The sequence below is a fragment of the Psychrobacillus sp. BM2 genome (assembly GCF_048572895.1).
Lineage (GTDB): Bacteria > Bacillota > Bacilli > Bacillales_A > Planococcaceae > Psychrobacillus.
Genome location: NZ_CP183878.1, coordinates 3454701 through 3481505 on the forward strand (window position 1 = coordinate 3454701; position 26805 = coordinate 3481505).

At 36.0% G+C, this 26805-nt stretch carries 27 protein-coding genes; 5 read left to right on the forward strand and 22 right to left on the reverse strand.

From position 1 onward, the window contains the following. Nucleotides 1-99: 99 nt before the first annotated feature. The 6 genes from ACN6MX_RS16885 to ACN6MX_RS16910 form a co-directional block, all read right to left on the reverse strand. Complete coding sequence (locus tag ACN6MX_RS16885; RefSeq protein ID WP_419959990.1) at nt 100-1515, reverse strand: diguanylate cyclase; 1416 nt, start codon at nt 1513-1515, stop codon at nt 100-102. 479 nt (nt 1516-1994) lie between these two features. After that, on the reverse strand, nt 1995-3029 hold the full coding sequence (locus ACN6MX_RS16890; protein WP_419959991.1) for a Gfo/Idh/MocA family protein: 1035 nt from the start codon (nt 3027-3029) through the stop codon (nt 1995-1997). A gap of 10 nt (nt 3030-3039) precedes the next feature. Next, nucleotides 3040-4014: an ABC transporter permease gene (locus ACN6MX_RS16895; RefSeq protein WP_419959992.1), complete on the reverse strand. Its 975-nt coding sequence runs from the start codon at nt 4012-4014 to the stop codon at nt 3040-3042. Then, nucleotides 4007-5521, reverse strand: a complete 1515-nt coding sequence (locus ACN6MX_RS16900; RefSeq protein ID WP_419959993.1) for a sugar ABC transporter ATP-binding protein — start codon at nt 5519-5521, stop codon at nt 4007-4009. Before ACN6MX_RS16900 ends, ACN6MX_RS16895 begins: the two co-directional genes overlap by 8 nt. 78 nt (nt 5522-5599) lie before the next feature. Then, complete coding sequence (locus ACN6MX_RS16905) at nt 5600-6565, reverse strand: substrate-binding domain-containing protein (RefSeq protein ID WP_419959994.1); 966 nt, start codon at nt 6563-6565, stop codon at nt 5600-5602. Nucleotides 6566-6687: 122 nt separating this feature from the next. Then, nucleotides 6688-7671, reverse strand: a complete 984-nt coding sequence (locus ACN6MX_RS16910) for a LacI family DNA-binding transcriptional regulator (RefSeq protein ID WP_419959995.1) — start codon at nt 7669-7671, stop codon at nt 6688-6690. 199 nt (nt 7672-7870) lie between these two features. Here ACN6MX_RS16910 and ACN6MX_RS16915 point away from each other — a divergent pair, with 199 nt between their 5' ends. Beyond that, nucleotides 7871-8839, forward strand: a complete 969-nt coding sequence (locus ACN6MX_RS16915; protein ID WP_419959996.1) for a sugar phosphate isomerase/epimerase family protein — start codon at nt 7871-7873, stop codon at nt 8837-8839. Nucleotides 8840-8950: 111 nt separating this feature from the next. On the opposite strand, the gene ACN6MX_RS16920 is transcribed toward ACN6MX_RS16915, so the two are convergent. The 13 genes from ACN6MX_RS16920 to ACN6MX_RS16980 all read right to left on the reverse strand — a co-directional run bounded on the left by ACN6MX_RS16920 (nt 8951) and on the right by ACN6MX_RS16980 (nt 18788). Further along, entirely contained in the window at nt 8951-9157 is a 207-nt protein-coding gene (locus ACN6MX_RS16920) for a hypothetical protein (RefSeq protein WP_419959997.1), read from the reverse strand. A 202-nt stretch (nt 9158-9359) separates the two neighbouring features. Further along, a complete protein-coding gene (locus ACN6MX_RS16925; protein WP_419959998.1) occupies nt 9360-9896 on the reverse strand; it encodes a flavin reductase family protein in 537 nt (178 codons plus the stop codon). 24 nt (nt 9897-9920) lie between these two features. Further along, a complete protein-coding gene (locus tag ACN6MX_RS16930) occupies nt 9921-10427 on the reverse strand; it encodes a GNAT family N-acetyltransferase (RefSeq protein WP_419959999.1) in 507 nt (168 codons plus the stop codon). A 140-nt stretch (nt 10428-10567) separates the two neighbouring features. After that, the gene (locus ACN6MX_RS16935; protein ID WP_419960000.1) at nt 10568-11077 is read right to left on the reverse strand and encodes a GNAT family N-acetyltransferase; all 510 of its coding nucleotides are present in this window, start codon (nt 11075-11077) and stop codon (nt 10568-10570) included. Nucleotides 11078-11111: 34 nt separating this feature from the next. After that, nucleotides 11112-11822 carry an amino acid ABC transporter permease gene (locus tag ACN6MX_RS16940; RefSeq protein WP_419960001.1) on the reverse strand — a complete coding sequence of 237 codons (711 nt, stop codon included), beginning with the start codon at nt 11820-11822 and terminating at the stop codon, nt 11112-11114. Nucleotides 11823-11841: 19 nt separating this feature from the next. Beyond that, nucleotides 11842-12546 (reverse strand): amino acid ABC transporter permease, encoded by a 705-nt coding sequence (locus ACN6MX_RS16945; protein WP_419960002.1) that lies wholly within the window; start codon nt 12544-12546, stop codon nt 11842-11844. An 18-nt stretch (nt 12547-12564) separates the two neighbouring features. Next, complete coding sequence (locus tag ACN6MX_RS16950; protein ID WP_419960003.1) at nt 12565-13362, reverse strand: transporter substrate-binding domain-containing protein; 798 nt, start codon at nt 13360-13362, stop codon at nt 12565-12567. Between the two features lie 78 nt (nt 13363-13440). After that, nucleotides 13441-14238, reverse strand: a complete 798-nt coding sequence (locus ACN6MX_RS16955; protein WP_419960004.1) for a transporter substrate-binding domain-containing protein — start codon at nt 14236-14238, stop codon at nt 13441-13443. A gap of 60 nt (nt 14239-14298) precedes the next feature. Continuing rightward, nucleotides 14299-14562 (reverse strand): glutaredoxin family protein, encoded by a 264-nt coding sequence (locus ACN6MX_RS16960; RefSeq protein ID WP_419960005.1) that lies wholly within the window; start codon nt 14560-14562, stop codon nt 14299-14301. A gap of 16 nt (nt 14563-14578) precedes the next feature. Continuing rightward, nucleotides 14579-15586, reverse strand: coding sequence for an LLM class flavin-dependent oxidoreductase (locus tag ACN6MX_RS16965; protein ID WP_419960006.1), 1008 nt, complete (start codon nt 15584-15586; stop codon nt 14579-14581). A gap of 29 nt (nt 15587-15615) precedes the next feature. After that, nucleotides 15616-16368, reverse strand: a complete 753-nt coding sequence (locus ACN6MX_RS16970) for an amino acid ABC transporter ATP-binding protein (RefSeq protein ID WP_419960007.1) — start codon at nt 16366-16368, stop codon at nt 15616-15618. 46 nt (nt 16369-16414) lie between these two features. Then, nucleotides 16415-17743, reverse strand: a complete 1329-nt coding sequence (locus ACN6MX_RS16975) for an LLM class flavin-dependent oxidoreductase (protein WP_419960008.1) — start codon at nt 17741-17743, stop codon at nt 16415-16417. A 136-nt stretch (nt 17744-17879) separates the two neighbouring features. Beyond that, nucleotides 17880-18788 carry a LysR family transcriptional regulator gene (locus ACN6MX_RS16980; protein WP_419960009.1) on the reverse strand — a complete coding sequence of 303 codons (909 nt, stop codon included), beginning with the start codon at nt 18786-18788 and terminating at the stop codon, nt 17880-17882. 653 nt (nt 18789-19441) lie between these two features. On the opposite strand from ACN6MX_RS16980, the gene ACN6MX_RS16985 reads away from it, so the two are divergent. From ACN6MX_RS16985 to ACN6MX_RS17000, 4 genes are all read left to right on the forward strand, one after another. After that, a complete protein-coding gene (locus ACN6MX_RS16985) occupies nt 19442-20578 on the forward strand; it encodes a betaine/proline/choline family ABC transporter ATP-binding protein (protein WP_419960010.1) in 1137 nt (378 codons plus the stop codon). Next, entirely contained in the window at nt 20571-21224 is a 654-nt protein-coding gene (locus ACN6MX_RS16990) for an ABC transporter permease (RefSeq protein WP_419960011.1), read from the forward strand. Before ACN6MX_RS16985 ends, ACN6MX_RS16990 begins: the two co-directional genes overlap by 8 nt. A 9-nt stretch (nt 21225-21233) precedes the next feature. Beyond that, nucleotides 21234-22127: a glycine betaine ABC transporter substrate-binding protein gene (locus ACN6MX_RS16995; RefSeq protein WP_419960012.1), complete on the forward strand. Its 894-nt coding sequence runs from the start codon at nt 21234-21236 to the stop codon at nt 22125-22127. A 178-nt stretch (nt 22128-22305) separates the two neighbouring features. After that, complete coding sequence (locus ACN6MX_RS17000) at nt 22306-23145, forward strand: methyl-accepting chemotaxis protein (RefSeq protein WP_419960013.1); 840 nt, start codon at nt 22306-22308, stop codon at nt 23143-23145. 47 nt (nt 23146-23192) lie between these two features. On the opposite strand, the gene ACN6MX_RS17005 is transcribed toward ACN6MX_RS17000, so the two are convergent. The 3 genes from ACN6MX_RS17005 to ACN6MX_RS17015 all read right to left on the reverse strand — a co-directional run bounded on the left by ACN6MX_RS17005 (nt 23193) and on the right by ACN6MX_RS17015 (nt 26660). Beyond that, nucleotides 23193-23807: an NUDIX hydrolase gene (locus tag ACN6MX_RS17005; protein WP_419960014.1), complete on the reverse strand. Its 615-nt coding sequence runs from the start codon at nt 23805-23807 to the stop codon at nt 23193-23195. 244 nt (nt 23808-24051) lie between these two features. Next, entirely contained in the window at nt 24052-25119 is a 1068-nt protein-coding gene (gene rlmN / locus ACN6MX_RS17010) for a 23S rRNA (adenine(2503)-C(2))-methyltransferase RlmN (protein WP_419960015.1), read from the reverse strand. Between the two features lie 161 nt (nt 25120-25280). Next, a complete protein-coding gene (locus tag ACN6MX_RS17015) occupies nt 25281-26660 on the reverse strand; it encodes an IS1096 element passenger TnpR family protein (protein WP_419960016.1) in 1380 nt (459 codons plus the stop codon). Nucleotides 26661-26805 lie beyond the last annotated feature (145 nt).

Consider the following 26805-nt stretch of genomic DNA (forward strand, 5'->3'; position numbering starts at 1 on the left):
TCTGTACCCTTAAACTTCGGAACTATATCAAAAAAACAAGCCCCTTTTTGTTAAAAGGAAGCTTGTTATAAGAGGCGTATGTTTTGTACTTAACTTTACTTATGCTAAGTTACCTGCGAACACCTGATTTTTGCCATTTTGTTTTGCATTATAGAGGCGCATATCGGCCAAATGGAAAAGCTCGTCAAAGGAATTAAGTGAATCATCTTCTGTGGAAGAAATTCCAAAACTAGCCGCTATTTTTATGGACTGTTCATTTCCAACCAATCTCATGGCTGTTATTGTTTCTTTCAATATATTCGCAAGCTGCACTGTCTCTTCTAATGAGTTCCTTCCAATTATCACAAATTCATCGCCTCCATAACGCCCAATGACAAAACCAGGACTCAATGTGCTTTTACACACCCTACCTATTTCGCGAATAACTTTGTCCCCCATTAAATGCCCATGCACATCATTAACCGCCTTGAAACCATCCAAGTCGAATGCAATACAGCTAATTGGTGATTTCGTTTCTTGTGCTTCAATGAGCCAACTTGTTGCAAGCTCACTCAAGTAACCCCTATTATATAAACCAGTTAAATAATCCATATCTGCTTTTTTCTGTATCTTGGATAATTGGTGTTTTACATTCAATTTAATAGCCTTAAATGCAATTTCTCTCTCATTAATGCTATTTAGCAGGTTGATATACTCTTTTTGGACTTGATAAGATAATTGGAAGTCCTCCATTATTTCACTAATTTTTAAACGCTTTTCTTGAATAGTCTTTAACAAATATACATCCTGATAAGTATCTACAATTTCCTTTGCAGATGAATATGCTTGAAAAGATTCTATATGCGCTTCCATCTTACTTAGCCAGTCCCCTTTTAACATTTGGAACTGGGCACGTTCTCGTATAAATGAATCGAACACATTCTTCTTTTCCATTTCATCCATCACTAGCTTTGCATCGTCTAAAAGGTTCAAACAAATATACGCATGAGCTATATTAAACATTACCCGCACTTCTAAAATAGGAGTGTTAGGCTCATGTAGCTTTGCAGCAGCTAGTCCTTTTTTTGCTTTATCTAATGCGTTTTCATATTCTTCCAGTTTGATGCATACATGACTATAATTACTATAGGCATTGCTCAAAATATTATATTTCTTTAATTGCTGCGCAAGCTGCATACTTTTGTGCAGTGTTTCTTTCGCATGATCATATTGTTTGTTAAATTCATATAACAAGAACAAGATATTATATAATTGCAGATAGTCCGCATCATCACCATGTAACTGTGTAATTTCTTCATATCGCTCCATACTCACAAAAGCATCCTCAATATCTCCAATGGAATAATAAGAAGCAGCCTGATTGATGTGAGCAATAAGTATCGATTTGTAGTCATTATTTAGTGTCCCAAGCTCTAACAACTTGCTTGCTTTTTCGATTGTTTCTTGATATTTACCTTCAGCTCGTAACTGGGTAACTTCTGTCTGCAAACTACTTATCAATTCTTTCGCCATCATCTTGCTCCATTCTCATTGGATTTCTATATAGAAACAATTCGTGATTCTATTATTTCCAAGTTCTATAAACAGGACTGATTATGTATATTTTTAAAAATTGTGGAACACACAAAATTCAAAGGTACTTTAACCCATATATCCAATTACTCGCAATTACTTTGTAACTACTTAATTATAACTTGAAAATGATTAATTATCCATTCATTGCTAATTTTAATTGCTTCCTTCCACTAAAAGCGAGTGATAATCTTCCAAAAACACATTGATCAACTAGGTATAACTTTCTTACAAATTAAAAAACCAATTCTCTATAGTATGAGGGAATCGGTTTTCTCAATTTTACTTTTGTGTGCTAGTAGTTAGGTATATCAGTATTTACCATGTTCAATGTCAAACAATTTAAATGACTTTCTAATGAAATGAATTAAATACCAGGCTTGATCCTTATACAACTCCAAATTCATTTAGATCCTAATTGTTCATATCGTAACAACCGTATTCGTTTCAGCAGCTTCTATAATACCTAAAATAACTCTTAGGGCAGATAGTGCATCTTCTCCAGTAACAAGCGGAGTCTGATCAAGGCGAATACATTCGATAAATGCATCGATTACACCACTATTGGTTTGATTGTTATTTGTTTGGATGTTCTCTAGTTGATATTGTACTTTCTCCCCATCTTTTGTAATCACTTCTATTTGATACTGATCACTATGGTAGATTTTCAATATGCCTTTTTCGCAATAGATAATGGTACTATTATCTTCTTCTCCGTAGTATGTCCAAGAGAACGAAGCAGTACCTAAACGACCTTTTTTCGTTTTTAAACTACACACGATATTATCGCATACTTCTATCGGTTCATCATTTTCATCTACTTTGTCCAGTGCTCCTTGGAAAGCACTTACCTGCTCAATTTCATCATCTAACAAGTAATGCAATAAATCTACTTTATGAACTCCTAAATCCCCAGCCACACCAAGACCGGAACGCTCCTTTTGAAAAAACCATGTGGAGTTTGATTTATTTATTCCCCATTGTTCTGGTCCCGAGTGACCAAACGTCGTTCTAAAAGTCAGCACTTTTCCAAGCTCTTCACTTTTTATGATTTCTTTTGCCTTTTGATGAGCACGAGTAAATCGCTGATTATGATCTACCATAAACTTTTTACCGGATTGCTTTTTGGCATCGAGTATTTCTTTTGCATGTTCGATTGTAAGCGAGATTGGCTTTTCACACAGAACATGCTTGCCATTTAATAACGCTTTAGTCGAAAAAATATGATGATACTCGTTCGACGAACAATCACTAATTACTTGTATCGTGGAATCTGTAAATAATTCATCTACGTTTTGCACTACAGTCCCATCAAATGTGACTGCTAAAGCCTCTGCACGTTCAGGATTTCGATCATAAAAAACGATTTCGTCCACGAATGGATTTGCCATATATTCTGGTGCATGACGTAGCTTAGTAATCGATCCACATCCAATAATACCTACTTTTATCCCCATATGATCACTCCTACTCTCTCTTTTGGAATACTACTGCAATAATAATGATTAAACCCTTTACAAAACCTTGTAGATACGGGGAAACGTTCATTAAATTCATCATGTTATTCAGAATCCCTAAAATGAGTACTCCGAAAAGTGTACCAATAATTTTACCACGGCCACCTGTCATTCTTGTACCACCTATAATAACAGCAGCAATCGCATCTAATTCATATTGAACTCCTGAGCTTGATGATGAAATAGAATTCAAGCGTGATGTCTCAATAATTGCCGCTACACTTACTAATAATCCCGCCAAACTATACACAGCAATTTTAATACGGTCTACTCGAATCGCGGAAAGCATGGCTGCTTTTTCATTACTTCCAAGTGCATACACATATCTTCCAAAACGTGTCTTGTGCATCAAAATATAAACCAATGCAGTCATAGCAAAGAAAATAATGACAGGATAATCAAATATCCATAAATCACTATTTGCGATAGCAGTAAACCCCTTCACTTCTCCTGAAACGCTTCCACCTTCTGCAATATACAGCGCAACAGAACGGGCAGCCGCCATCATTCCTAATGTAGCGATAAACGAGGCAATCCTTCCTTTTGCAACCATTAATCCGTTCAAGAATCCTGCAAAGGAACCAACGACTAATGCAGTAAAAACTCCAACAAGTATACTCCCTGATGCATTTAATGCTAAAACTGTTATGACACCTACTAGCGCAAGCACTGATCCGACCGATAAGTCGATACCACCTGACAGCATAACGACTGTCATACCTAATGCAACAATTCCGATAATAGAAACTTGCATTAGTATATTGAGTTGGTTATTAATATCTAAAAATCTTGGGTTCATAATAGATGATGCGATAAAAATAATAATGAAAGCGATAATAACACTATATTCGGACCATAACCATGCAAGACGACTTTTTGCATTTGAAACTTGCGGACTATATTCTTTTACATTTGTATTAGCCAATATTAGCGGCCTCCCTTTTCGAGCCGGTTGCATAATGCATAATTTCTTCTTCCGTTGCTTCAACCCCATTAAATCTCGCTGTTATTTCTCCTTGATACATCACATTAATCGTATGACAAATTCTCATTACCTCTGGTGCCTCTGAGGACAATATAATTACTGATTTTCCTTGTTCGGCTAATGCCACAATTTGTTGATATATCTCCTGCTTTGCTCCAACGTCAATCCCTTGGGTGGGGTTATCAAAAATTAATATATCTGCCCCGACTTCAAGCCATTTGGCGATGATAACTTTTTGCTGATTACCACCACTTAACTTATCGATTGTGATACGTGGGTTGTGTACTTTGATGTTCAATAGTTCTTTATAATATTTAAACTTCTCCCTCTCGGCATTATCTTGAATAAATCCCGATTTCTCAAAATTTCCTATGGATGATAAACTCATATTATGGATCACACTTAAATCTTTAATGATTGCATTTTCTTTGCGATCCTTTGGAACAAGGCCTATTCCTGCTTCTACCGCTTTTCGAGGGTGATCTATTTTTATCAACTGGTTATGGATTTTAATTTCACCAGTGTATTTTTTTCGGTATCCAAATAAGCTTTCAAAAAGCTCTGTTCTACCGTCTCCTGCTAGACCAGTAAAGCCTACTATTTCCCCTTTTTTCACTTTAAAATGAATATTCTTAAATAATCCTAAGCTTGTTAAATTATTCACCTCTAACAATACTGGACCAAATGAATGCTCATGTACGAAACGAGTTTGAGATATTGATTTGCCAACCATTAGCTTAGTGATTGTATCTAGGTCTTCTTGTTCTACATTTCCACTTTTAATCATTTCTCCGTCACGTAATATGGTATAACGGTCACATACTTCCTTGATTTCCTTCAGTTTGTGGGATATATAAATAATGAAGATGCCTGATTTCTTTAAGTTCTTCATCAATTCAAATAATCGATTCACTTCATGCTCAGCTAATGAGGTTGTAGGTTCATCCATAATAATAACGGTGGATCTATGAAGCAGTGCCTTAGATATTTCTATCAGCTGTTTGTAGGAGGTTGCTAGATTTCTTACGTATTCCTTCGGGTCTATGTCTACACCAAGCTTAGCTAAGATTTCATGTGTTTGCTGGCACATCTCCTCTACTTTTAAAAACCCCACTTTGTTTCGAAGTTCGGAACCTAAAAACATATTTTCATAGACTTTGAGATCAGTTACCATATTTAGTTCCTGATGGATAAAGCTAATCCCTTGCTCCTGCGATATTCTTGGATTGGTCATCTTGACCTCTTTATCGTTTATGTAAATAGAGCCATTATCAGGCTGATGAACTCCCCCTAGAATATTCATTAAAGTGGATTTTCCGGCACCATTTTCACCTAACAATGCATGAATCTCCCCTTTTTCAATCTCAAGAGTCACGTTTTTTAAAACAGGTACACCATTAAATGATTTCTTTATATTCTTCATTGTTATATAAGGATTATTAGTCATGGTATTTATCCCTCCTAATATAGGAAAAGAGGAAATACAACAACTGTATACACAACTATTGTATTTCCTAATATTCATTTAGAATTTAGATTCCGGATCATAGAACTCATCTACGTTTTCTTTTGTTACTTGAGTAGCTTCTTTTACGACCATAGATTCTATTGGATCATTACCTTTTGCGATATCCGCTGCAATTTTCACTGCATCCTCTACCATCGTTGGAGAGTAAAGGAATGTTGCTGTGATATACCCATCTGCTTTGATATCTTCAAATATCGCTTTACCGCCACCAGCACCTGTTACAAATTGAATGTCTGTACGTTTAGCTTCTTTAATAGCTTGTATTACACCAAGTGCCATTCCATCATCCTGTGTAAATACCGCATCTATTTGTGGATGTGCTTGTAAAATGTTTTCCATCACTTCTAGCGATTTTTCCGTAGAAAAGTCACCACTCTGTGAAGCAATTATTTCCATTCCTTCTGCACTTTTCATCGCTTCTTTAAATCCTGACCCGCGTTGCTCTGTAACTGAACTCGGTGGTCCAGAAATCTCCACAACTTTCCCTTTTCCATTTAACTTTTCTACAAAATATTTACCAGCATTTACTCCGATACCTTCATTATCCCCTTTTACAACAACTGTAGCTGCATCATTTTCAAGCTCACGATCAACAATTACTAAAGGAATTCCTGCATCTTTAATCTTTTGCCCTACAGGAGAAAGTGCGGCAGACTCAATTGGAAGCATGACAATAACATCCACACCCTGTGCGATTAAATCGTCTACATCGTTTGCTTGTTTATTTGGATCAGCAGCATTTGTCATCACATATTCAATGCCATCACTTTCTTTAAGTGCTTTCGCTTGCTTTTCAGCACTATCAATTAGTGCTCCCATCCATCCATGTGTTGCTGAAGGTAAAGATATTCCGATTTTTAAAATATCGTCTTCTTTTCCATTTGCAGAATTCGTACTATCACTACATGCCGCCAAGCTAAAAACTGTTACTAAAGATAAACATAAGATTAGAAATTTCTTCAACACTATTCCCCCTTAAATTTAGTAAACTGCTCCCCTTTTGTAATCGATTACATCCATAACTAAGGGCAACGCTCTATCATTAAGTATTTTTAATAACAGAGCGCTGACCTTAGTTAATTATCTTATGTAGACTCGCGAATGACTAATTCATGATTTAATATGACATTGTCCACTTCCTCCCCTTTAATTTTATCGATTAACATTTCCGCCGCCACCGTCCCCATCCTGTACATAGGCTGAGCAATCGTTGTGAGCGTAGGGTTTGTCATACTAGAAAAGTCAATTTTGTCAAAGCCTATTACTGCTATATCATTAGGTACATGCAATCCTGACGCATTTATTTCTTTAAGTGCTCCGATTGCCAAAAGGTCTGATACCGCAAATATTGCTGTCGGTCGATCCTGTATAGCTAATATCTTTTTCATAGCCTGTTGTCCATGTTCAAATCCTAGATGCTTTGTATAAATAATATAATCATTGTTAAAAGATATACCATGTTCTTCTAATGCTCGGCGATAACCCATTTCTCTCTGCCTCGCATATAAAAACTTTTCATCCGAATTCATTAGACCAATTTTTTTATGACCAATTTGTATCAAATGCTTGACCGCTCGATAAGAGGCTTCTTCATTATCTATCGATACGTATGGAATACCACTATCAACGTGATATTCACTACATTGAATAATAGAATACTTTTCTGCTAACTCTTTTAATGTTTCGATATTAACTGCTGGATCCATAGAAATAATTCCATCCGCCATCTTTTTCTTAACAAGATCAAAGTAAATATTTTCTTTTTCCGGATTGGAATCAGTTTCACATAACAGAATATTGTAATTCTGACTATGAGCCACATGTTCAATCCCTTTAATAATTTCTAAATAAAAAGGATTGGAAATGCTCGGAATTAAAATTAATAAAATTCTACTTTCTGAATTTCTTAAATTCCTCCCTAACATACTCGGCTCATAATTTAAGTTTTTTATAGCCTCTTCTACTTTAATTCGTGTTTTTGATGATACTGTATTTTGTCCATTTAATACCCTTGATACTGTGGCTACTGATACCCCTGCTTGTTTAGCCACCTGCTGGATGTTTGTCATCTTTGTAGTCTCACTTTCTAGGATTTCATAATAAAAAAATGAAATCGTTTACATTTATATACTATTATATTCTGAATTATGCGTCAATTTTTATTTTTTACAAGGAAAAACTATTGATTTACTTGAAGATTTTATATATGTTATATAATGTAATGGTTTACATAACAGTATATTCTGATAAATATAGGGGGTTATTTCATTGAAATTAGGTGTGTTTACGGTACTCTTCTCTGATAAAAGTTTTGAAGATATGTTAAGCTATGTTTCTTCTAAAGGTATAGAAGCAATTGAATTAGGTACAGGGGGATTTCCCGGCGATGCTCACTGTAAATTAGATGAATTGCTAAATGATGAAACGAAATTGCAGAGCTTTAAGCAAAAGATCAGTGATAACGGATTAATCATCAGTGCTCTAAGCTGCCATTCAAACCCATTGCATCCACAGAAAAAAATTGCAGAGCCTGCTGATGAATTATTTGTAAAAACTATGCATCTTGCATCCAAACTAGGTGTGCCCGTAGTAAATACATTTTCGGGATGTCCGGGAGATCACGAAAATGCCCTTTATCCAAACTGGCCGGTAGCCCCTTGGCCCCATGATTTCCAAGAAGTATTAAAATGGCAATGGGAAGAAAAACTAATCCCATACTGGAAAGAGAAAAATGATTTAGCACAATCACTTAACGTAAAGATTGGATTAGAACTACATGGAGGATTCTCTGTACATACTCCTGCTACGCTATTGCGATTAAGAGAAGCCTGTGGACCTATGATTGGAGCTAACCTTGACCCTAGCCATATGTGGTGGCAAGGAATTGACCCAATTGAAGCCATTAAAATACTTGGACGTGAAAATGCCATCCATCATTTCCATGCAAAGGATACAATTATCGATCAGCAAAATATGAACCGAAACGGCCTTACGGATATGACCGACTACGGCAATATGCGTGACCGTGCATGGTATTTTAGATCCGTGGGTTTTGGACACGATCAAAAAACTTGGGCAGATATGATTAGTATTCTACGATTATATGGGTATGATTATGTAGTAAGTATCGAACATGAGGATGGATTGATGTCAATCGAAGAGGGATTTACGAAAGCTGTAGAAAATTTAAAACCTGTTATTGTGAAAGATTCAGTTACTCAGATGTGGTGGACGTAAAGTCATAAAACGGGATGTTCCCTGTATAAGTGAAAGAAACAACTTAGACACTATTAAGAAGTGTTTTAAGTTGTGTCTTACATAGAGAATTTCCTCTAAAAAAACGATTTCTCATTTGAAATCGTTTTTCGTTGCTTTATCTGCTTTAATGCCTTTTGCTAAATAAATTATTAACATCACTGTTCCTGTAATGGCAACGACCATGCTGATCAAGAAGCCAGTAATCCATAGACCAAAATCCATTGTTAAATCTGCAAACATAAAAATAGCGAGCATCACTGCACCTATAAACATTAGCACTGCTCCGGGTATTTTCAATGGTGAACCTCCTCTAGCTGTAAAACGAAGATTTTATACTTCACCTTATCTTACCGAACATGCGCGAGTTCTCGCAAGTAGTTAACAACTAGTCGCCTCATTCCGATTTTCATATTTATGAAGTACAGAGCGATAAAAAAAGCAGAGGAAAGTGATATAATCATTTCCCTCTGTTTTTGTAGCTATTCAATTAATTTAGACCTTATACTTTCGCTACTTTTTTATAAAACTCCTCTGGAATAGCTCCAAAATTTCGTTTGTGGTAAAGCAATGGATTTTTATCTTCATTAGTGATGTGAATAACTTTTCCGATGAAAATAATATGATCACCTGCATCAATTTTGTTATATACCTCGCACTCCAGCTGTGAAAGTGCCGCTGGGAATACAGGTAATTGGTGTGCGGACTCTTCCCATTCACATTGACCGAAGCGATCCGCTACTTTCGAAGCAAAAAGACTACATAAGTTTTCTTGATCGTCCGCTAAAATATTTATAGCAAATTTACTTGTTTGTATAAATGCGTCGTATAGGCTTGATTTTTTATCGAGTGACCATAAAATGAGTAAAGGGTCAATCGAAACAGATGCAAATGAATTTGCCGTTAATCCTACTGGCTTATTTTTTTCATCAAAAGTCGTAATAACTGTTACTCCAGTTGGATAATTTCCTAATGCTTTTTTGAACTCTACTTGTGAAATGGTCTCCACTTCCCATTCTTTTAGATTTTGACAAAACATGTACTCGTGAACGAGCAGGTTAGATTATAGCTCCAAACGAAAACATTTTACATGGACATTTTCTGCATGAAAATCTTTTGATTCATCCCTTTTAAAGCCAAACCATTCATATAAACGAACTGCGTTTTTCATAGTGTCGCTAGAATGCAAATATAAATAATCGGCACCCTTCGACTTTGCATAGCGTACGCTTTCTTTAAGTAATGCCTGTGCAATACCTTTGCCTCTTGCGTCTGGACTCACTGCCAGTAATCGAATAATTGGATTGGTTATTTCTATAGAAGTATTCTGATAAGCTGCAACTGCGTTTTCGAATAGCTGTAAGGAACCTAAGATTTTCTCTCCACTTTTTGCGACTAATACTTGATCGATATTCGGATTCTCTAGTGAAGCTTTTATACTCCTAACATATTCTTGCCAACCTTCAGGACTAAAATCATTCGCATACTGCTCATAGCTTTCCAGCAGCAACTGAATTACAGCATCTTTTTCAGTTAACTGCAATTTATCAATTTCAATAACACTAGCCATGTAATTTCCCCTCCCAAATAAGTCCCTTACGTTAGCTGTTAATACTAAGGCTGGTTGCTCTATTTCCCAAATAGCATTTGGTGTCCATAAACCTGATAGTGATAAAGTTTTCACCTATAATAATTTTTATTTCGAATCAGTTATAAATCATATCTATAGCACTTTACAGTAAAGTTTAATTTATTGAACTCCTTAGAAGTATCACGCTTAAATCCTAACCATTCATATAAACGAATAGCATCTGCCATCTTATCAGTCGAATGCAAGTAGATATGCATCGCTCCTTTTTCACGAGCATAGCTAATACTTTCTCTTAACAATGCTTGAGCAATACCTTTCCCTCTCGCTGATGGGCTTACAGCAAGCATGCGTATAATAGGAGAAAAAATCTCTAAATCTGGTTTGTTATAGGCAGTCTCTGAATCTGTGAATAACTGCAAGCTCCCTAAAATTTCTTCGCCTTCTCTTGCAACTAGAATCCTATCTACGAATGGATTATGTACGGACTCCTTCAAACTCTCTGCATAGTCCAGCCAATCTTGAATATTCTCATACGACTCCTGATACTCTGAATAACTTTCTACAATTAACTGGCTAACTTGATCCATTTCCTCTACTCGTATGGAACCAATAGTAATTACACTTTCCACTTAACAAAACCTCCTTAGGCTTTAGCTCTTATTACTAAGCAACTCCGCCCTTACTAAATTCCTTCACTCTTTTTTCAATAAGGTGAGAAACTCCTTCAATAATAACTGAAAGACCCCAATATATTAATCCTGCGGCTATAAAAGATTCTAAGAATTTTAAATTAGAGGATGCCACGATATTAGCTGTTCCAGTTAGTTCTTTTTGAGAAACTAGAAAAGCAATGGACGTCAAATGTAAAAATCCAACCGAAATATTCGTTAAATTAGGTATCGATTTAGCTAAAGCTTGAGGAAAGAGAATCCGTTTCATCGCTTGAAAAGTACTCATACCAATAGAGTAAGCAGCCTCCATTTGCCCTTTTTCCACACTTGAAATACCTGAGCGAATAATTTCAGATAAATACGCTCCTGCTGTAAGTGATAATGCAAATAACACAAAAACCATAATAGGAATCGAACTCGTTTGAAATGATATATTAAGGGAAACAAAAATCCTGTCTAGTAACAAAGGTATACCAAAATAAATTAACATAATATGCATGATGGCAGGTGTTCCACGAAAAAATGATACATATCCATTGGCAATTGAATTTAAACCCTTCACTTTGTACTCCCTTATTAACATAACTGCTAATCCTATAAAGAAACCAATTACAACGGGAACAATAGCTAACACTAATGTTAATGGGATTGCTTTTGTTATCTCTTTGAAAGCCACCCATATAAATGGAATATCAATTACCATAGTTGTTACCCCCTTACGATCAAGCAACCGATGAATCTATTCCTTGATAACGATTTGTATATTTCTCAAATACTCTAAAGCCTTTTTCTAGTATTAATACAATAACGTAATAGATCACAGATAAAGCAATATATACTTCTAAGGCATGAGCAGTGGATGCTATTAATGTTTCGCCTCTGCCCATCATGTCCATAATTCCAATCGTAAAAGCCAAAGAAGTATCTTTCAATGATCCTATGACAGTGTTTGCGATATTTGGAAATGCTACTCTAATAGCCTGCGGAAATATTATTCGGGTAAAGTTATGAAATGGAGTCATCCCAATTGAATACGCTGCCTCTGTTTGCCCATATTCTACAGCATTAATAGCACCACGGAATATTTCTGCAAATATTGCTCCATTACTTATTGAATACGTAATAATAACAAAGAAAAAAGCATCCATTCTTGTAATATCAATATAGATTAATGATAATAAAGCAGGTAGTCCGTAGTACACGAGGAACAGCTGAATAATAATGGGTGTTCCTCTTATAAATGATATATATACGGTAACTATTTGCTTTAAAATTGGAATATTAAACAACTTCGGGATAGCTGCTCCTATACCGATTATTACTCCAAACAGAATAGATACACCTAAGATCTCTAGCGTCACGCCAAGATATTTTAATAATGTCGGGATAAATTCCAATATTAAAGAAGGGTCAAATACCTTTCCCATACCTATTACCCTCCTTGTTTAAAATTCAACTGAGTAGTCAGCTCCTAGCCATTTTTTACTCAGTTCACTTACTACTCCTTCTTCTTTCAGTTCGATCAATACTTCATCTATTCGATTAGAAAGAGTTGTACTGTCCTTTTGTAGTAAAAAAAACACCTCTGAATTTAAAAGCGATTCACCAACAATCTTTTGCTGTGCATCAGCATATTTATTGTTGAAATCTACCGCGAAAGGAGTGGAAATGGTTGCATCAACTCGACCAGTACGAAGCTGGTTATTAATATCAGTTGTACTATATAGAATTTCTGCTCCTAGTTTATGCTCTTTGTTATAGTTTTCCATAAATAATGCAGGGTTACTAGTAGCCGATACTGCTACCTTTTTACTAGCCAAATCATCAATTGATTTAATATTATTGTTATTTTCATTCACTACAATATGTAATGGGAAAATATTATAGGGTTCTTCGTTAAACAAGAACTTCTCTTTGCGTTCTTCATTTACCGCCATTTGATGTGCAATAAAATCGATTTTATTTGTCTCTAAACTTAATAAAAGGTTAGTAAAGTCCATCGTTTTAAATTCAAATTCATATTCCTCTAGCTTTTCATCAATGGCGCGTACTAATTCCACATCGTAGCCTGTTAAATTTCCGTTTTCATCTATGAAACAGATACTAGGAAATTGTGTACCTGTACCCACAATTATTTTTTGTACAGCAGTATTGTCAGTTGATTTAGATTGCACTGCGTTAGAGGAACACGCTCCTAATAAGCCCCCCACTAAGACTAATGAAACTAGTAATATTTTTTTCAAATTGTATCCTCCATATTGTTAAATTCTAAAATTAAAGAAGGGTCAAATACTTTACCCATAGCTTATTACCCTCCTTCTTTAGAATTCTACTGAGTAGTCTGCTCCAAGCCATTCTTCACTAAGTGCACTTACTACTCCTTCTTCTTTCAGCTCTATCAGTGCTTCATCGATGCGATCAGAAAGAGTTGTACTATCCTTTTGAAGTAAGAAAAATACATTAGAATTTAATAGTGATTCACCAACAACTTTTTGTTGTGCATCTGCATATTTATTATTAAAGTCCGCCGCAAATGGTGTGGAAATAGTTGCATCCACTCGACCAGTACGAAGCTGGTTATTAATATCAGTTGTACTATAAACAATTTCTGCTCCTAAATTATGCTCTTTGTTATACTTTTCTATAAATATTGCAGCATTACTAGTAGCAGTTGTCACTATCTTCTTACCAGCTAAATCATCCAACGATTTAATATCATTATTATTTTCATTCACTACAATTTGTAATGGGAAAACATTATATGGTACTTTGTTAAACAAAAACTTCTCTTGACGTTCTTCATTTACTTCCATTTGATGAGCGACCAGATCAATTTTATTTGTCTCTAAACTTAGTAAAAGGTTTGTAAAGTCCATCGTTTTAAATTCAAATTCATATTCCTCTAGCTTTTCATCAATTGCGCGTACTAATTCCACATCGTATCCAGTTAATTTACCGTCTTCATCTATGAAACAAATATTAGGAAATTGTGTACCTGTTCCCACAATTATTTTTTTGACAGCTTTTTCACTTACTGATTTAGATTGTGCTATGTTAGAAGAACACGCTCCTAATAAGGCAACCGCTACGACTAATATAACTAGTAATATTTTTTTCAAGTTGTATCCTCCTTTTTTTATTAAACCTATAGTTTTAGTTGGTTTTAATAATAAAAAATTTTACACATGCACACTTTCTAATGCCGCCTTAAGGTGTTCGAGCCCAACCTCTGTTATGCCTTCATACACATTATTTTTACCAATTTCCACAACTGGCACATGACGAACTCCGTATTTAACATCAAGAATGTCACGATATTCATCGTGATTTGTTACATCTACTGTTTTGTACGCAATATTTTGTTCGGACAAATATTCTTTCACTTCGTTGCAATAACTACATCCTTCTTTGGACCATACAACTACCGATATATGTTGTGCCATATTTTTCCCTCCAATTTTATGAATATATTGCTATTTGGTCAATATACTTTGGGCTTAATAATTTAAACGAACGTAAACGTTCTTCAGGACTTGGTACTGGCGTATGCAAGATAAACTCATCTACCCCATGTAATTCATGTAACTCATCCAAGCTGGACTTCACTTGTTCTGGCGTTCCAGAAATAATTTCAGCATCAAACTCTTTTACTTCATATGCTTCGCCAGACTCTTTGCCGAATTTTTCTGCTTGTTCCACGGTTTGTAGCGTTAACTTGCGGCCACTTGCTAAAAAAACCTTTACGATCTTTTGTTTGCCTGCAAGTCTCTTTGCTTCTTCTTCAGTCTGTGCCGCAATAACAGCTACAGATAAGATGAATGTTCCACCTGGATAGTTGGCACGATACGTTTTTGCTGCTTCTTTTAAAACTTCCTTATCACTATTAAAGAATTGTGCAAAAGCAAAGGAAATTCCAAGGTCTGCTGCTAACTTAGCACTATCTACACTCGCTCCTAACAAATACGTTTCTGGTTTTGTAGGTGGAGTTGGAGTTGCTTTAATACCTGCAAATTCATGTGTTTCTGGAACGGAGTTATTGATCAACTGCTGCAGAAATGTTAAACGTTCCTTAAAATCTTCACCTGTATCTACTCTTCCGTATTGTAATGCTTTTGTTGAAAGGGGTAACCCACCAGGAGCTTTCCCAATTCCTAAATCTACTCTTCCAGGTTCTAATGTGGACAGCACATGAAAATTTTCCGCTACTTTATAAGGACTATAATGCTGTAACATAACGCCACCAGAACCGATTCGAATGCTAGATGTTTTTGCTAGTAGGTAGGAAACCAATACTTCCGGAGACGAACCAGCAACTAAATCTGTATTATGATGCTCCGAAACCCAAAACCGTTCATATCCCCACTTTTCTGCCTTTTTTACTAAGTCAACAGTCTTTTGTAATGTATCAAAGTTTGATACACCTTCAGTAACGGGACTTTGATCTAAAATGCCTAATTTATAACTCATATACTTCCCTCCTATTGAACTCACTATTTCTAGATGGAATACTCTAATTCTGGTGTCATTCTCTTCAAAAATTGTTTCGTTCGTTCTTCTCTAGGTGTTGTAAATATATCTCGTGGTATTCCTTCCTCCACAATTACACCGCCATCCATAAAAATAACTCGGTTAGAAACCTCTCGAGCAAAATTCATCTCATGTGTAACGATAATCATAGTTATGCCTTCATGTGAAATTTTGCGAATAACATCTAGTACTTCACCTACGAGCTCGGGATCAAGTGCAGATGTTGGTTCATCGAAAAGAATCACTTGTGGATTTAGCGCTAACGCCCGAGCAATACCTACTCGTTGCTGTTGTCCACCTGATAACTGGAGAGGATAGCTATCCGTCTTTTGTTCTAATCCAACTTTCTTCAACATTTCTAAGGCAATTTCACGTGCTTCTTTTACACTTTTCTTTTGTACTACTACCAAGCCCTCCATCACATTCTGTACAACAGTTTTATGTTGAAAGAGATTATACCCTTGAAAGACCATTGCAGATTTTTTTCTTAAATTATAGATATCCTTTTTATGCACTTTTTGGGAATCAATTGTCACGTTATCTATCGTTATAGTGCCTTCATCTGGACGTTCTAAATAATTTAGGCATCGCAGCAATGTCGTCTTTCCTGATCCACTAGGTCCTAAAATAGAGATGATATCACCTTTGTTTACCTTTATATCAATTCCTTTTAGTACTTCGTTTTTCCCAAACTTCTTGTGAAGGTTAGAGATTTCAATCATCTTATCCCTCTTTCTGATTCCGACATTTATGAAAACAAAATGAATTTTAAACTAGTTCTTTTACATAACGGCTTTCTAAAAATGGAAGTCCTAAATTGCCTCTTAATGTATCTGCCTCATACTCTTCACGATACAAGCCGCGCTGTTGTAATATTGGAACAACCTTTTCCACAAAAACTTCTAGTGTATGCGGTACCTGTGAAGCAATGATAAATCCATCTGCTCCGCGCTGTTCAAACCATTTTTGTACCAAATCCGCAATTTTTTCAGGTGTGCCGATAAACTCTGATCGTGGAGTCGCTTCTCTTAGAGCAACTTGACGAAGTGTTAAATTTTGCTCCTTTGCTTGCTGTTTAATGCGATCTGTATGACTTTGGAAACTGTTTTTACCTAACTCGCCCAGGTCTGGAAAAGCTTCATCTAGTGGATATTGAGAGAAATCATGATGTTCAAAATAACGTCCTAAGTAAGCTAAAGCTTTATCGATAGATACTAAATTAGCAATTTCTTCATAGTTTCTCTCTGCTTCTTCTTCTGTATCACCTATGATTGGGGATATACCTGGGAAAATATTTAGATGATCTGAATTTCTTCCATATTCGGCAGCCTGTTTTTTTACATCCGTATAAAATTTCTGCGCTGATTCAAGTGATGAATGCCCTGTAAAAATAGCATCTGCTCCTTTGGCTGCAAAAGTTTTCCCTGCACCTGAAGATCCAGCTTGGAATACTACGGGCTGCCCTTGTTTAGAGCGACCTATATTTAAGGGTCCCTGTACAGAAAAATATTCACCTTTATGGTTTAACTGATGCAGCTTAGAAGAGTCGAAGAAAATATCATTTTCTTTATCTCCAACGAATGCATCATCGTCCCATGAATCCCAAAGACCTTTTGTCACTTCTAAATATTCTTCTGCAATTTTGTACCTTGTTGCATGATCTGGATGCTGTTCAATTGTTTTATTGTAATTTAAGGCTGAACTTTCTAAAGGAGATGTTACCAAATTCCACCCTGCACGGCCATCGCTTATATGGTCGAGTGAGCTAAATTGACGAGCAATTGTAAATGGATCACTGTAAGAAGTGGATACCGTACCAACAAGACCAATACGAGAGGTTACAGCTGCAAGAGCAGATAAGATGGTCAAAGGTTCGAAACGATTTAAAAAATGAGGAATTGACTTTTCATTAATATATAATCCATCCGCGATAAATACCAGATCAAACTTACCCTCTTCTGCTTTTTGCGCTTGCTGCTTATAAAAGTCTAATGACACACTAGCATTTGTTTGTACTTCAGGATGTCTCCAACCAGAAATATTACCGCCAACCCCATGAATCATTGCACCAAACTTAATCTGTCTTTTGTTCGTCATGTGAATACCTCCCATTTCAATTGTTCCATCAGATTATTATCCCTAGTTAACTAATAAGAATAATCTGTTATTTGTGATGAGTATTATCCTAACATCTTTACTTAAGTTAAAGCAATACTTCTCCTGATAGAAAAATTTATTGTTTTGATAGGAAATCTCTATCAATTGTTTGAAATGCTTTTAAAGATGCATCTATATCATCCCAAATTGGAGACATCACAATGTCCTTTTTAGTGTAGGCAAGCAATACATGTTGTTTTATTTCTATCAAGTGCGATACATCAACCTCTAGTAACTCACCATTATCAAGTTCTTTTTTAATGCATAAGTATGGTAAAAAACCTATTGCACATTGACTTTTTATAATAGACTTGGCAACTTCCAAATGGTCTACTTGAAACTCAATCTTTGGCTCTACTTTTTCAACCTCAAACAATTTATGTACGCGATTCCAGTCAAAGGCCCCGCATTCGAAAAACACTATCGGCTCTTTTGCCAATCTACTTACTGTTACATCCTGCTGTTGTAATAGTGGATGCCCTGGGTAAACAACAAGCTTTACTGAATTGTCTAGTGCTTCCCGTTTTTGCAAATCATCATGTGATAAGTTTCGTATAAAAGCTAAATCTACTTGTTTATGAAGTAGTTTTTCTAGCAACATATCATTGGTTCCCGACACAAACTTGAAACGTACATCGGGATTTCTCTTCTTCCATAATGGCAAAGCAAATGGAATAAAATACTGCGATGTTATCACATTGGCACCTATGACTATTTCTTCTTGTTCATTTCGCTCCTTCATTTGTTTTTTTCCTTCTTTATATGTTTGAATAATTTGCTCTGCAAATGGGATGAATGCCCTTCCTTGCTCGGTGAGTATTAGACCTCTCCCTTCTCTACTAAATAATTCAGTACTCAGTTCTCTCTCTAATGTTTTAATCCTAGCAGTAACCGTTGGCTGCGATAAAAACAGTGCATTTGCTGCTTTATGAATACTCTTTAAATGTACAACATACATAAAAGCTTCTAGATGATCAATATTCATTTCCTTACCTCTTTTCACTCATTCTATGTTTTCTCAAAGTTTAAATTTCTTACTTATCATACTAATTCAACTATTCGGACTGGTAAAGTATGATTTATAAATATAGGAAAGAAGAAATAGATTGCAATATACAAATATTCACAATCAAAAACGGGCAAAGTTTCTACCGTTTTCGAAGGCCTATAGACAGACATTTTGCTATATTATTACCGAGTAAATGTTTAGTGATATCTTAATGGCATTTATCTTTCTATCGCACTCCTACACCGATTTTCAAACGAAAAAATGGTATCGAATTGGAAGTCACTTTGCATAACTAGGAAATTAGTGTTATCCTTAACAAAGGAAATATTTATACAATTGATTTTATTTTAAAAAACCAGACGATTTTCTCCTAGTATTTTTCCTATTCACACTCTACGTGAATCCATTCTAAGCTGATAACATTTCAGCACCAATTGCTATTTACTTCTCTCGTCCTAGGTAGTTACCATTTTGATAAAATCACACTTTGAAACATTTGCTGTATGTCTTGGCAATGGCATAGAGACGCCTTACTTTTCCCATACTGGAATCGTAAGTAGTCCTTTTTTTGTGCTCTAAATTTATGTAAATATTTTCCTTTTAAATAACTATTAACCAAGGAGGTACTTATGATTAAATTCGAAAACGTAAGCAAAGTATATGCGGACGGCTTTAAAGCAGTGGATTCTGTTAACTTTGAGATTCCAGAGGGTGAATTTTTAGTTCTAATTGGACCTAGTGGTTCTGGAAAATCCACAACAATGAAAATGATTAATCGAATGATTCCACACACAAACGGAACAATATCAATCGATGGAAATGATATTACCAAATTAAATCCTTCAGAACTACGCCGTAATATCGGATATGTTATTCAACAAATCGGACTTTTCCCCCACTACACAATCGAAAAAAACATCGCAATTGTTCCCGAACTAAAAGGTTGGGACAAAGAAAAAATCAGAGCTCGAGTGAAAGAATTACTTATTATGGTTGACCTTGATCCAGAAGTTTACGGAAGTCGTTATCCTAAAGAACTTTCCGGTGGGCAACAACAGCGTGTAGGAGTGGCAAGAGCCCTAGCATCTGACCCTCGTGTCCTTCTCATGGACGAACCCTTCGGAGCTTTAGATCCAATAACCCGTGATCAACTACAGGACCAAATAATTTCTTTACAAAGAAAACTAAAGAAAACGATTGTTTTTGTAACACATGATATGGATGAAGCTTTAAAACTTGGTGATCGCATTGCGATTATGAAAGATGGAAATTTACTTCAAATAGATACCCCCGAGAAGATATTACAAGAACCTGCTTCAAGTTTTGTGGAGGAATTTATCGGCAAGGACAGAATTATACAAAACCCTGAACTTATGCCTGTTGTCAGTGTAATGACGACAAAAGTAGTTACCTCTCTACTTGGTCGCTCTCCCGAAAAAGCGTTATTGATGATGCGCCAACAAAAAATTACTTCGTTAATCATTGAAGATGAAAATGATGATACCTTCATCGGGCTAATTTCTGCCTATGAATTAATAAAAAAAGTAAATTCTATTCAGTCCATTGAGGAAATTATGATAGTTCCTGAATACACCCTTACTGAAGCAGCCACAGCTAAAGATGCAATTATGATGATGCCAAATGTAAAATACGGGGTTATACCTGTTTTAAATGAAGCAAAAAAAGTAGTTGGAATAGTCACTCGCGGGACATTACTCACTGCTTTGTCCAGTCAATGGACAGAATTGGAGGGTATAAATGAATAATTTGAATATTTGGGAACAATTTATGCAACAAGCAGAAATGCGCTGGTCAGAAGTACTAGAGGCAACTTCCGTTCATATACAATTAGTATTCTTTTCAATGCTAATCGCAATAGTATTAGGAATTGGATTAGGAATTTTAATCACACGAGTTCCAAAGCTCTCAACAGTTGTACTTGGTGGTGCTGGTATTATGCAAACCATTCCGAGTTTAGCACTTTTAGGTTTCATGATTCCAATTTTCGGTATTGGTGTAAACACAGCAATTGCCGCTCTTTTTTTATATTCCCTTCTTCCAATAATCAGAAACACATATACAGGTATTAAAGATGTAAACAAGGCAACTGTAGAAGCTGCAAAAGGTATGGGGATGACTAGTCTTCAAGTGCTACTAAAAGTTGAACTTCCCCTAGCGATTCCAATGATTATGGCCGGTGTACGTACTGCAGCTGTTATTAATGTCGGAACTGCTACACTTGCGGCGTTTATCGGTGCTGGTGGCCTTGGGGATTTCATCTTCCTAGGGATTACTCGCGGTATTGATGGTTTGATACTACTTGGTGCTATTCCAGCTGCGTTGTTAGCAATTGTTTTAGAGATATTCTTCACTTATCTGGAACGTTGGACGACACCGGAAGGGTTAAAATAAGGTGATCATATGACGAGAAAAACAATTATTAAATGCTTAACACTGCTCCTGTTAGTTACTTCACTGTCAGGATGTATATTCAAGGAAGAGGATGCCTTAATCATTGGGTCTAGAAATAATACGGAAAGTATTATTTTATCTAATCTAATGGGGCAATTAATTGAAGAAAAAACAGGCATTAATGTAATCTATAAAGAAAATCTCGGTGGCTCCAACGTCGTTTGGACCGCCATGCTCAACGGAAAAATTGACGTTATTCCAGATTATACTGGCACTATCGTTATTAACTATTATCATGAAACTACTGGTGACGCGGATGAAACGTTAGCGAAAACAAAAGAGTTAGTTTCAGCTGATGGTATCACCGCTCTAGAATCCTTTGGGTTTAATAATACGTATACGTTAGCCCTTGATGAAGATGAAGCTGAATCATTGGGAGTAAAAACATTTAGTGACTTCGCAAAAGTTTCAGATGATTTTATACTAGGCGCAGTATTTGAATTTATCGATCGTCCCGATGGATTACCAGGGTTTCAAAAAGAATACGATCTCCAATTCAAAGATGTAAAAGGAATGGATCATGGGATTATGTATCGCTCCATCAATGCTAAAGAGGTAGACGTTATAAACTCTTATACAACAGATGGTCAGCTACAAATGTATAATCTACGTGTGTTAGAAGATGATAAGGGTTATTTCCCACCTTATCATGCGCTTCCCCTTGTTCGTACAGAAATATTAGAACAATACCCTGAAATCGGAGATGTACTTTTAGAATTAGCTGGTAAAATAGATGAAACAGCGATGCAAGAAATGAATGCAAAAGTGGATAATGAGGGACAGATGGTTGAACTTGTGGCTAAAGAATTTCTTCAAGAAGCTGGATTCATCAGTAAAGAATAGATATGTTAAAAAACCGATTTCCTTTGGGAATCGGTTTTTTAATGCGCCCTGTGTAAAGACACAATTCCGAATAGTATTTTACACAGGGCATAAACCAATAACAAATAGAGAGAATTTTCCGATTATAGGTTATAATATCGTAAAGCTATTTTACAAAACATAAAAAGGGGAATAATACATGATCACCAATGAAACAGATATTCATCCAGAGTTAGCGAGTATAGTGAATTTTGCACCTATATTAAAGCAATTAATCAGTTCAGATGTAGCTTTAATCATTTCTGACTGCGAAAAAATAATTTTTCAGAGCTCCTCTGAAGACTTAGACTTTGGGGATTTTACCAACAACAAGCTAACCGAGCAGGATCCCATCTATACAGTTTTGCGGACTAGAAAAGTTCAGGTAACAGAAGTTCCGAAAGAAATGTATGGAGTACCGTTTAGAGGGGCGATTGCGCCAATCACTTCAAGGGCCGGCGAAGTAATCGGAGGTATTGCAGTAAACACGAGTCTACGCAATCAAACTAATTTAGTAGAGGTTGCTGAAAGGTTTACTATGTCATCAGAAAACATCCAAGCTTCCACAGGTGAACTCTCTAACACTGCAAATGAGCTAATAGAATACATGCAAAACTTATCGGAGGCTCAGGCCGAGATGTTCAAGCAAGTGGAAAATTCATCTAAAATGTTAGAAATTATTAATAATGTAGCAAAAAATACGCGTATTCTTGGATTTAATGCAGGTATAGAAGCAGCAAGATCTGGTGAACACGGAAAAGGATTCAGTGTTGTTGCAAAAGAGATTACAAAACTTGCAGATTTAAGTGCTAAGTCCGTCGAGGATGTACGCCAATTAATGAATCTGTTAAAAGTGAAAGTGGAGCAAATTGAAGAAATCGTTAATGAAACAAACAGTATTTCTAATCAACAATTCAACTCTATTAACGAAATCTCTAAAGCAATGTCTAATTTAACCTTAGTTGCAGAGAATATCGAGGATTTAGCGAAAAAGATTTAATCTACCCTGTGTAGGACACTATTCAGATTAGTGTCCTACACAGGGTATTATTTAATCGTCTCTACAAAATGCTTTAATATTCGAGCAGTCAGACCCCAAATTGTGTATTCTTCATAGTCATAAAACCACTCTTCTATAGCTCGAGGTCTCCATTGATATTTGTCGCCGTTAACAATTTTGTCGTATGGAAAATCCATAGGGGGCATTGGTTGGACAGAGACAGTGTGCATATAGGGTTCATGGTTCAAAAGCCAGCTGACTGGTATAGTGAATACCGCTTCTACTTCTTGTTTGTTGAAGGACTCGATTTGGTGGTGGTCCATAGTTGCAACAAATGGATAGACAACAAAGGATGGAGAAGCAATATATGCGCTCATCTGCCCTAAGACTCGGATACATGCCGGATCGACCCCTAGTTCTTCATGCGTTTCTCGAATTGCAGCCTCCATTGGGGATGCATCTGCAGGATCGATTCGACCACCTGGAAAGCTGATATCTCCAGGTTGCTTTCTCATCGTTAATGAACGCACTTCGAATAGGACATGCCATTCATCATCCACTTGCACAAGCGGTATTAAAACAGCAAAACGCAGCGCTGTATCCTCTCCTATAAAAAGCGGTTGTTTATCATGTAGCTCCTTCTTCAGCTTATCCAAAAACACAGAATCTCCCCCAACACTAATTATTATTCTATTATCGTATCATTAAAATTGCTGTCCATAAAATAAATGGCATCTTTCGCTAAACAAAGATATAGTTTTCACTTTTCTCTACTCAAAGCGAAGCATCAAATAATATAAAAAAAGCACTCAGATAAATTATGCTAATCTGAGTGCTTATATTAAGTCAAAATCATGCATTAGGTTTCAATGCTATTCTGAATTCCATCCGAAGTTGGTACTCTAATTAACCGACTTTTTCCTTTTTAAGCTGCTTACTTCTCAACTGGCCACAGGCTGCATCAATGTCTGTTCCATGTTCTTGGCGAATTTTGCAGTTTACGCCTCTTTTTTTCAGCGTGTCATAGAACGAAAGCACAGATTCCTGTTCACTTCTTTGGTACTGGCTATGTTCATCGACAGGATTATACGGTATTAAGTTGACGTAAAGCTGATCTTTTATATCATGAAGTAAATCGGCAAGCTCCTCAGCTACCTCTTTCGTATCATTTACATCCTTTAGTAGAATATATTCAATCGTAATTCTGCGGTTGTTTTTCGCTAAATAGTACTTAAGGGATTCCATTAGCTTTTCGATTGGCATAGCACGATTTATTTTCATAATTCTGGTGCGTAGCTCGTTGTTAGGTGCATGTAAGGATATCGCTAGATTTACTGGGATCTTTGTATCAGTGAATTCATAAATCTTATTAATAATTCCACTCGTTGATACGGTTATTTTCCTAGCTGCTATTGCTAGCCCTTTATGGTCGATAACTACATTTAAAAAGTCTAATAAGTTCGCAAAATTATCGAATGGCTCGCCAATTCCCATCACGACAATATGGCTGACCATGTCTTTTTGTCCTAGTTCATCAAGATGCAATTGGATATTCATAATCTGCTCCACTATTTCCCCACTTGACAAGTCACGACTTTTTGCAAGTAATCCACTTGCACAGAAACTGCAGCCGATGTTGCAGCCTACTTGAGTCGTTACACAAACGGAAATGCCATATTTATGTCTCATCATAACTGTTTCGATTAAGTTTCCGTCCTGCAGTCTAAACAAAAACTTCATCGTTCCATCTGTCGCTTCTTGCTTTATATGTTCTGTTAACGTTTGTATTGTATAGTTATCTTGTAATAATTGAATACATTCTTCATGTACGTCTGTCATGTCGGTGAAATTCGTGACACGTTTTCTATATAGCCAATCCCAAACCTGTAACGCTTTAGACTTTTTGTGGCCATGTTCATGAAGCCACTCTATCAATTGATGTAATGTTAATCCATATATGGACTTTCTATTCATATCTATCCTCTTTTCTTCATACTTAACTTTAATAGCAACCTGATACTAATCCTAGTGCCAGACATTTAGACTTTATTATAACATCTGATGGGTAAAACGTTGAGTAATCAACTAAAAATGATAAAGAGCTGCCGAAATTGTATCGCCGGCAGCTCTTCTTTTTATTTCCCACAGCACTTCTTATATTTTTTCCCACTACCACAAGGACAAGGGTCATTTCGACCAACTTTTCCACCATCTATTACTTGTAACGGAGTAAGAGGCTTCAAGTTTGGCGAGACCATTTGGAGTAGTTCATCGGGAGTATGCCCTCTATTTTCCCAAAGGCGAGTTGTGTTCGCAATTTTCATAACTGCTTGCATGTATTCATTGGCCTGTTTCATATCTATAAATTCAAAGCGACCTAGAAAGGCTTTGACCACTTCTTGAAAATTTACATCATTTTGCAATTCGCCAACCAATTCATCCATTTCATCTTTTATCACTTGTGTATTATTAGGGAAAAAGTCTTTCTTTAGCATAGCCGCTAGATTACGTTGATGTATTGTCTTTTCATAGTAAGCATCGTCCACATAGCGAAGTAGCTCCGTTTTTACTGGAACATAATAGGGCTTGCCATGTACTTCATATCTAAGTTCGTCGTTTTCTAGCCCATACTCCACTGTCTCATGGATTATCTCTCTATAATTATTGTAAGCAAACCCCTTGTTTAAACGATTATTATAGGAGCTATCATTAAGGACTGTCATCAATTCCTTACTAGTAAGGGACGTTTTGTTTTGTGTATTATAAATCTCCATGAACTTCGGATATTCAATTATTCCATACAAATTTCCACAAGCTATCGCATACTGAATAATGAGATCCTTGTTAGGAATTGCATCAATGTCAATAACATCAGAATCACGGTATTTATCTGATATAACATTATAATTTAAATGATGGACAGATTCCCATTCCGTCTTTTTATATTTTACTATTTTTAAAGAATCGTTCACGTCAGCAATATCTAATGGTAGAAACGACTGGCTCTCTGCCCAGCGATACGTCGATAAATAATCCGGATGTGTTGGATCGTTATACATCTTTAAAAACTCCTCATATCCAGGTGGACCACCCACATCCTCTGGTGGAGCCATCCCTTGTCCATCAAGAAGCGTTGGATATCCAAAATAATAATCATCAACGATTCCTTCTAATTCTACCCGTATTTTCCAGTCATCTCCGAAATCATAGCTGTATGTGAAATGTTCATTATTTTCTATATAATTGTCTATTTTAATGCGATTCGACTGTTTGACTAGTTTATTTAGAAACCTTTTCCCTTTATATTCCTCTAAAATATTATCATTATTAGTAATAAATAAATCGTCTATTTCAACTGCAAAGTAATGGTATGGTTCCATTTCACTTTGAAAGTTTGTAACATATTGAATCGTTTCATGTAAACGATTAAATGTTGCACCTGCTGGTAAAATCACGCTTCTCCAAATAGTTGGCGCAATATCTTCAAATATTAATTTCAATTTATACGATTTCATATTCCATCTACTCCTATTTACCAATCATACTTAATCTAAATGCTCTTCACTAGGATTTATTTGAAATAAAGTTTAACCTTTTAGCTATTACTCGACACACAAAAGGACTCTATCCCTTTCTTCAAGCTTTTGTTGCAGAATACCA

What these genes read in the sequence shown, in the direction of transcription:
- ACN6MX_RS16885 (WP_419959990.1), bottom strand. Translation starts at nt 1,515, where the DNA reads ATGATGGCGAAAGAATTGATAAGTAGTTTGCAGACAGAAGTTACCCAG.
- ACN6MX_RS16890 (WP_419959991.1), bottom strand. Translation starts at nt 3,029, where the DNA reads ATGGGGATAAAAGTAGGTATTATTGGATGTGGATCGATTACTAAGCTA.
- ACN6MX_RS16900 (WP_419959993.1), bottom strand. Translation starts at nt 5,521, where the DNA reads ATGACTAATAATCCTTATATAACAATGAAGAATATAAAGAAATCATTT.
- ACN6MX_RS16910 (WP_419959995.1), bottom strand. Translation starts at nt 7,671, where the DNA reads ATGACAAACATCCAGCAGGTGGCTAAACAAGCAGGGGTATCAGTAGCC.
- ACN6MX_RS16925 (WP_419959998.1), bottom strand. Translation starts at nt 9,896, where the DNA reads ATGTTTTGTCAAAATCTAAAAGAATGGGAAGTGGAGACCATTTCACAA.
- ACN6MX_RS16930 (WP_419959999.1), bottom strand. Translation starts at nt 10,427, where the DNA reads ATGGCTAGTGTTATTGAAATTGATAAATTGCAGTTAACTGAAAAAGAT.
- ACN6MX_RS16940 (WP_419960001.1), bottom strand. Translation starts at nt 11,822, where the DNA reads ATGGTAATTGATATTCCATTTATATGGGTGGCTTTCAAAGAGATAACA.
- ACN6MX_RS16945 (WP_419960002.1), bottom strand. Translation starts at nt 12,546, where the DNA reads ATGGGAAAGGTATTTGACCCTTCTTTAATATTGGAATTTATCCCGACA.
- ACN6MX_RS16960 (WP_419960005.1), bottom strand. Translation starts at nt 14,562, where the DNA reads ATGGCACAACATATATCGGTAGTTGTATGGTCCAAAGAAGGATGTAGT.
- ACN6MX_RS16965 (WP_419960006.1), bottom strand. Translation starts at nt 15,586, where the DNA reads ATGAGTTATAAATTAGGCATTTTAGATCAAAGTCCCGTTACTGAAGGT.
- ACN6MX_RS16970 (WP_419960007.1), bottom strand. Translation starts at nt 16,368, where the DNA reads ATGATTGAAATCTCTAACCTTCACAAGAAGTTTGGGAAAAACGAAGTA.
- ACN6MX_RS16975 (WP_419960008.1), bottom strand. Translation starts at nt 17,743, where the DNA reads ATGACGAACAAAAGACAGATTAAGTTTGGTGCAATGATTCATGGGGTT.
- ACN6MX_RS16980 (WP_419960009.1), bottom strand. Translation starts at nt 18,788, where the DNA reads ATGAATATTGATCATCTAGAAGCTTTTATGTATGTTGTACATTTAAAG.
- ACN6MX_RS16985 (WP_419960010.1), top strand. Translation starts at nt 19,442, where the DNA reads ATGATTAAATTCGAAAACGTAAGCAAAGTATATGCGGACGGCTTTAAA.
- ACN6MX_RS16990 (WP_419960011.1), top strand. Translation starts at nt 20,571, where the DNA reads ATGAATAATTTGAATATTTGGGAACAATTTATGCAACAAGCAGAAATG.
- ACN6MX_RS16995 (WP_419960012.1), top strand. Translation starts at nt 21,234, where the DNA reads ATGACGAGAAAAACAATTATTAAATGCTTAACACTGCTCCTGTTAGTT.
- ACN6MX_RS17000 (WP_419960013.1), top strand. Translation starts at nt 22,306, where the DNA reads ATGATCACCAATGAAACAGATATTCATCCAGAGTTAGCGAGTATAGTG.
- rlmN (WP_419960015.1), bottom strand. Translation starts at nt 25,119, where the DNA reads ATGAATAGAAAGTCCATATATGGATTAACATTACATCAATTGATAGAG.
- ACN6MX_RS17015 (WP_419960016.1), bottom strand. Translation starts at nt 26,660, where the DNA reads ATGAAATCGTATAAATTGAAATTAATATTTGAAGATATTGCGCCAACT.